At 74.5% G+C, this 6042-nt stretch carries 5 protein-coding genes; 3 read left to right on the top strand and 2 right to left on the bottom strand.

Annotation, left to right across the window (positions count from 1 at the left end; all coding sequences use genetic code 11):
- The first annotated feature begins 91 nt into the window (after positions 1–91).
- From FVA95_RS27065 to FVA95_RS31525, 3 genes are all read left to right on the top strand, one after another.
- Positions 92–1840 carry a thioester reductase domain-containing protein gene (locus FVA95_RS27065; RefSeq protein ID WP_149666645.1) on the top strand — a complete coding sequence of 583 codons (1749 nt, stop codon included), beginning with the start codon at positions 92–94 and terminating at the stop codon, positions 1838–1840.
- A gap of 298 nt (positions 1841–2138) precedes the next feature.
- Positions 2139–3116: an acyl-CoA desaturase gene (locus FVA95_RS27070; protein ID WP_149666647.1), complete on the top strand. Its 978-nt coding sequence runs from the start codon at positions 2139–2141 to the stop codon at positions 3114–3116.
- A gap of 48 nt (positions 3117–3164) precedes the next feature.
- The gene (locus FVA95_RS31525) at positions 3165–3329 is read left to right on the top strand and encodes an RGCVC family protein (protein ID WP_164514900.1); all 165 of its coding nucleotides are present in this window, start codon (positions 3165–3167) and stop codon (positions 3327–3329) included.
- A 31-nt stretch (positions 3330–3360) separates the two neighbouring features.
- Here the strand turns inward: FVA95_RS31525 and FVA95_RS27075 are convergent, their stop codons facing one another.
- Together FVA95_RS27075 and FVA95_RS27080 are read right to left on the bottom strand one after the other, a co-directional pair.
- A complete protein-coding gene (locus tag FVA95_RS27075) occupies positions 3361–5571 on the bottom strand; it encodes a class I SAM-dependent methyltransferase (RefSeq protein WP_149666646.1) in 2211 nt (736 codons plus the stop codon).
- A partial coding sequence (locus FVA95_RS27080) for a transposase (protein ID WP_193564393.1) occupies positions 5540–6042 on the bottom strand: 503 nt, incomplete at its 5' end. The genes FVA95_RS27080 and FVA95_RS27075, both read right to left, overlap by 32 nt.

Here is a 6042-nt window from a genome sequence, read left to right on the forward strand (position 1 = left end):
GTCACCCGCAGCCTCGACCCGACCGGACGAGGCCACACCCGATGGATGATGCGCTGGAAGCCAGTCCTCAACGCCTTCGCCATCACTTTCGGTGACCGCTGGCCGGGCGCCGAGCACTACTGACAACATCGCCGGAACCACCGTTCTCGTTACAGACCCGCTGCTGCGCCCGCGGCTGCGCGAGCGCTACGGCGAGCGGCTCGACCAGCTCTACGCCGAGCTGGCGCGCGCCGAGAACGACGAGCTGGCCGCGCTGCGGGCGAGTGGTGCCGACCAGCCGGTGCAGGAGACGGTGATCCGCGCCGCCCGGGCGCTGCTCGGCGCCTCCAGCACCGAGGTCACACCGGACGCGACGTTCCTCGACCTGGGCGGCGACTCGCTGTCGGCGCTGAGCTTCTCGAACCTGCTGCACGACGTGTTCGGCGTCGAGGTCCCGGTCGGCGTCGTCATCAACCCGGCCGGTGACCTGCGGTCGGTCGCCGCGCACATCGAGCGGCTGCGCGACGGCGACGCCGTCCCGACCCCGGCGAGCGTGCACGGACCCGACGCCGTCGAGATCCGGGCGGAGCACCTGCGCCTCGACGCCTTCCTCGACCCCGCCACCCTCGCCGCCGCTCCCGGGCTGCCCGCGCCGGCCGCGGGCGAGCCGCAGACCGTGCTGCTCACCGGGGCCACCGGCTTCCTCGGCCGTTTCATGTGCCTGGACCGGCTCGAACAGGCCGCGCGCACCGGCGGCACCGTGGTCTGCGTGGTCCGCGGTTCCGACGACGCCGCGGCCCGCCGCCGGCTCGACGAGACCTTCGACTCCGGCGACCCGGAGCTGCTGCGTCACTACCGCGCGCTCGCCGAGGAGCACCTGGAGGTCCTCGCGGGCGACCTCGGCTCGCCGCGGCTCGGACTCGACGAGGCGACCTGGGAGCGGCTCGCGTCCGAGGTCGACGTCGTGCTGCACCCCGGCGCGCTGGTCAACCACGTGCTGCCCTACGGCCAGCTGTTCGGCCCGAACGTCGTCGGCACCGCGGAGGTCGTGCGCCTCGCACTCACCACCCGGCTCAAGCCGGTGGTGTACCTGTCGACGATCGGCGTCGCCGACCAGATCCCGGCGGGCTCGTTCGCCGAGGAGACCGACATCCGCGAGATGAGCGCGGTCCGCCACGTCCACGACGGCTACGCCAACGGCTACGCCATGAGCAAGTGGGCCGGCGAGGTGCTGCTGCGCGAGGCGCACGACCTGTGCGGGCTGCCGGTCACGGTGTTCCGGTCGGACATGATCCTGGCCCACACCCGCTGGGCCGGGCAGCTCAACGTGCCGGACGTCTTCACCCGGCTGATCGTCACCCTGCTCGCGACCGGGCTGGCCCCGGCGTCGTTCTACGAGCCGGGCCCCGACGGCGGCCGGGCCCGCGCGCACTACGACGGGCTGCCGGTCGACTTCAGCGCCGCCGCCGTCGACGGGATCGGCACCGACGGCTCGGCCGGGTTCCGCACCTTCCACCTGTTCAACCCGCACGACGACGGCATCTCGCTCGACACCTTCGTCGACTGGCTGGTGGAGGCGGGCCACACCGTCACCCGTCTCGACGACTACGTCGAGTGGCGCGACCGGGTCGAGACCGCACTGCGCGGGCTGCCCGAGCAGCAGCGCAAGCACTCCCTGCTGCCGGTGCTGCGCTCCTACGACAAGCCGGCCGACGCGGTGCCCGGCAGCGCGGCGCCGACGGCGGCATTCCGGGCCGCGGTGCAGGCGGCCCGGCCGGGCGGCTGGACCGACATCCCGCACCTGGACCGGGCGTTGATCGAGAAGTACGCCGCCGACGTGCGGCTGCTCGGCCTGGTCTGACCGGGACCGTGACACACGGTGCGGACGCCACCGATTGCCGGGGCCCGCACCGTGTGTCACGGTACGGAGGCGTGACCGTGCCGTCCCGTGGCGCGGCTCCTTCCGTGGCACGACCGGCCGGTCCCGTGGTCGCCCCGACCCGGCGGCTCGTTCCGACGCGTCGGCCGCGCGGTCGTCAGGACCGCCCGCCACGTGTCCCGAGGGCCGACCGGAGCACTCGCATGACGACGTCCCCACCCGCGGGCACGCCCGCCGTCGCCGCAGGGGTGGGGCGGGCGGCTTCGGTGAGCTCGCCACCCTGGTCTCCGACGCCGGACTGCTGCGCGCGGCCCGCCGCCCCTACCTGCTGCTGTTCGCGGCGAACGCGGTCCTGCTCGCCGGCGGCGTCACCGCGTTCGTGTGGCTCGGGCCGTCCTGGTGGCAGCTGCTGCTCGCGGTGTTCTTCGCGGTCGTGACCACGCAGCTGGCCTTCATCGGCCACGACGCGGGCCACCGCCAGATCTTCGCCGGCCGGCGCGCCAACGACGTCGTCGGCCACCTCCACGGCGGGCTGATCGGGATGAGCTACGGCGCCTGGGTCACCCAGCACACCGCCCACCACGCCCACCCCAACCACGCCGACGACGACCCGGACATCGACATCCCGTTCCTCGCCTTCAGCCCCGAGCAGGCCGCCACCGCACGCGGGCCGGTCCGATGGATGATCGGCCACCAGGCCTACCTGTTCCTCCCGCTGCTGTTCCTGGAGGGCTGGAGCCTGCACGTCACGGCCGTCCGGGCGGTCGTCCGTCGTCGGGTCCGCCGACCGCGGCTGGAGGCGGCGCTGCTCGTCGCGCACGCGGTCGGCTACCTGGGCGCGGTGTTCTGGGTGCTCGACCCGCTGCAGGCGGTCGCCTTCGTCGTCGTCCACCAGGGGCTGTGGGGTGTGTACATGGGGCTGGCGTTCGCGCCGAACCACAAGGGCATGCCGGTCGTCCCGGCGGGCCTGCGGCTGGGCCACCTGCACAAGCAGGTGTCGACCTCGCGCAACGTTCTCGGCGGCCGGGTGCTCGACCTCGCGATGGGCGGCCTGAACTACCAGATCGAGCACCACCTGTTCCCCCGGATGCCGCGCCCGCACCTGCGTCGCGCCCAGCCGGTCGTGCAGGCGTTCTGCGCCGCGCACGGCCTGCCCTACACCCGCACCGGGCCCCTGCGGTCCTACGCCGAGGTGCTGCGTCACCTGCACGCGGTCGGTGCCCCGCTGCGCCGCCCCGCCGGGCCACCGGCCACCTGACCCGTCCCCGGGTCCGCTCGGGGCAACCTCCGGAGGAGCACCACCAGCATGGACGACCGGCACCCCGCACCCGACACCGACGACACCCGCCCCGGCGACCTCTGCCCGGTCTGCCCGCACCGCTGGGCGGACCACGACGCGATCGACCGGAGGTTCTGCTCGGCGAAGATCGCGGGCGGGTCCTCGCAGGGGTGCGTCTGCCGGAAGGGGTGACCGGGCCGCGCCGTCCCGCCGCCGGGGGCGGCTACGTCGCCACCAGCAGCTGCTGCCCCAGCGCCCGGAGCGGGTCGGTGGCACCGGGCAGCGCGGCGACCGGCCGCAGACCGGCGGCGGCGAGCTCGGCCCACCACTGCCGCTCGGTGAGGAAGATCCGGTCGGTGCCGGCGCGCAGGTCCCCGCTGCCGGCGGCGGCCGTCCCCGGGCGTGCGGACATGAGGAACTGCATCGACACCAGCGCCGGCCGGTGCTCCCGGGTCGACTCGACCAGGGCCAGCACCCCGCCGGGGGCCAGCACCCCGCGGACGGCGGCGAGCGTCGCGCGGACGTCGACGGCGTTGTGCAGGACGTTCGCCGCGACGACGAGGTCGTGGCGGCCGTCGTGGTCGGCCAGGTCGGTGGTGACGTCGAGCAGCGCGGTCCGCACCCCCGGGAACCGGGTCGCGGCCAGGTCGAGGAAGAACCGTGAGACGTCGGTGAACAGGTAGTCGACCGGTGCCTCCCCCAGCCCGTCGAGGACGGCGCGGGTGCTGCCGCCGACACCGCCGCCCAGCTCCAGCACGCGCAGCGGCTCCGCCCGGGTCCGAGCGACGGTCGCGGCGAGGTGGGCCAGCGCCCCGTTGAGGTAGGTGTTGATCGTGTTGTCCTGGTAGCTCGCCAGGGCGGTCGCGATCTCGCCGTCGGGGAACAGCAGCGCCTGCAGCGGCACTTCGTCGCGGAGCAGCTCGGGCAGGTGGGCCATGGCCGCGGCGAAGAACTCGACCATCGCGGGCGGATAGCCCAGGTCGGTGCAGGCCGCGCGCAGCGCGCCGTCCGGCTGCGGCCCGGGGTCGCCGTGCGCGGCGAGCTCGGCCCGCCACCGCCGCACCAGCCACGCGTGCCGCGGGGCGACCTCCGGCTCCCCCGCGTCGAGCACCCGGGCCATGGCGTGCAGCGCGACGGCGTCGAGCCGGGCGACCGCGTCGGCGGGCCCCGCGGTCCCGGCCGGGGCGCCGCCGGGCAGCGCGGCCCGGCCCGCGGCGTCGGCCGCCGCGACGTCGTCGGGCCCGACGAGGGGCAGCACGACCGTGGCGTCGGGGCCGGCGAGACGCCGCGCGAGCGGCCCGACCCGGCTCCGCACGAACGCGGGGAGCGGTTCGTGGGCCCGGCCGGGGCCGGCGAGCGCCTCGCCGGGGCGGACGCCGGCGGCGGCGGGGCGGGCGACCGCCAGCAGCTCGGGGTCGTCCGGATCGAGGAGGACGGCGGCGTCGTGACCGGCGAGGTCGGAGCGCAGCCGGGCCGCGGTGACCGCGTGCGGGCCGGGCCGCAGCAGCGCGTTGGGGATGCCGCGCAGCAGGACCGGCTCCGGTCCGGCCAGCGGGTCGCCGGTCCAGTCCAGGACCCGCGGGACCGGGCCGGGGGCCGCGTCGACGTGCAGGACGACGTCGAACCGGTGGCGCGACAGCTCGGTGTCGTCGGTGAGGGTCTTGGCGTGCACGGCGACGGCGATCCGGCGCCCGCCCGCCAGCGCGGCGGTGACGAGGGCGGCGGGGTCGACCAGGAGCTCGCGGTCCGCGGCGGCCCGTTCGGCGACGGTGCGTGCCAGGGCGTCGTCGTCGAGGGCGGGTTCGGTGGCGGCGACGGTCTCCCGCCAGTGCCGCAGGTGCAGGCCCGCGTGTCGCACGTCGCCGACGACGACCGTCCCACCGGCCGCGACGACCGCGGTCGCGGTGCGGAGCACCTCGGTCAGGTAGGGCAGGTCGGGGAAGCACTGCGTCACGGAGTTGATCACCACGCAGTCCGGTGCCCGCCCGCCGAGGGCGTCCGCCACGGCGGCGGACCGGGCCTCGTGCGCGGCGGCCCGCACGACCGTCACCCCGTGCCGGGCGTCGGCGCGGTGCCGATCGACGACGTCGCCCGCGATGTCGGTGCCCACGTAGGCGTCGACGTGCGGGGCGATCCGTTCCAGCAGCATCCCGGTGCCGCAGCCCAGCTCCAGCACCCGGCACGGACGTGTGGCGAGCACGAGCTCGGCCGTGCGGTCGACCCACTCCCCCATGTGCGCGGCGGACAGCGGCGCGCCGGTACCCGAGGCCCGCCACCCGGCCAGCGGTGACGGGTCGGAGTAGGTCCAGTCGTAGACCTCGGTCCAGTCCTCGCGGTGCTCGACGACGAGGGCGCCGTTTTCCGGCGGGTCTGTAACGAGAACGGTGGTTCCGGCGATGTTGTCAGTAGTGCTCGGCGCCCGGCCAGCGGTCACCGAAAGTGATGGCGAAGGCGTTGAGGACTGGCTTCCAGCGCATCATCCATCGGGTGTGGCCTCGTCCGGTCGGGTCGAGGCTGCGGGTGACAAGGTACAGACATTTCATCGCGGCCTGCTCGCTGGGGAAATGCCCTCGCGCTCGGACCGCTCGCCGGTAGCGGGCGTTCAACGATTCGATCGCGTTCGTCGTACAGATCACCCTCCGGACCTCGATGTCGTAGTCGAGGAACGGCATGAACTCGGTCCAGGCGTTACGCCACAAACGTATCATCGCCGGATGGGCTCGCCCCCACTCGTCATCGAGATCATCCAGCGCGGCTGCAGCGGCATCGGCGGTGGACGCGGTGTAAATAGCTCGGATGGCGCGTTTGACGGCGTCGGTGTCACGCCGTGAAGTCAAGCGCAGTGAGTTGCGGATCAGGTGCACGACACAGGTCTGCACGATCGCCTGGGGCCACACGTTCTCCA

Origin of the sequence: Pseudonocardia sp. EV170527-09 (assembly GCF_008369905.1) — a bacterium.
Taxonomy (GTDB): domain Bacteria; phylum Actinomycetota; class Actinomycetes; order Mycobacteriales; family Pseudonocardiaceae; genus Pseudonocardia.

Excerpts from the sequence above, each read along its gene's own strand:
- FVA95_RS31525 (WP_164514900.1), top strand. The coding sequence starts at position 3,165 with ATGGACGACCGGCACCCCGCACCCGACACCGACGACACCCGCCCCGGC.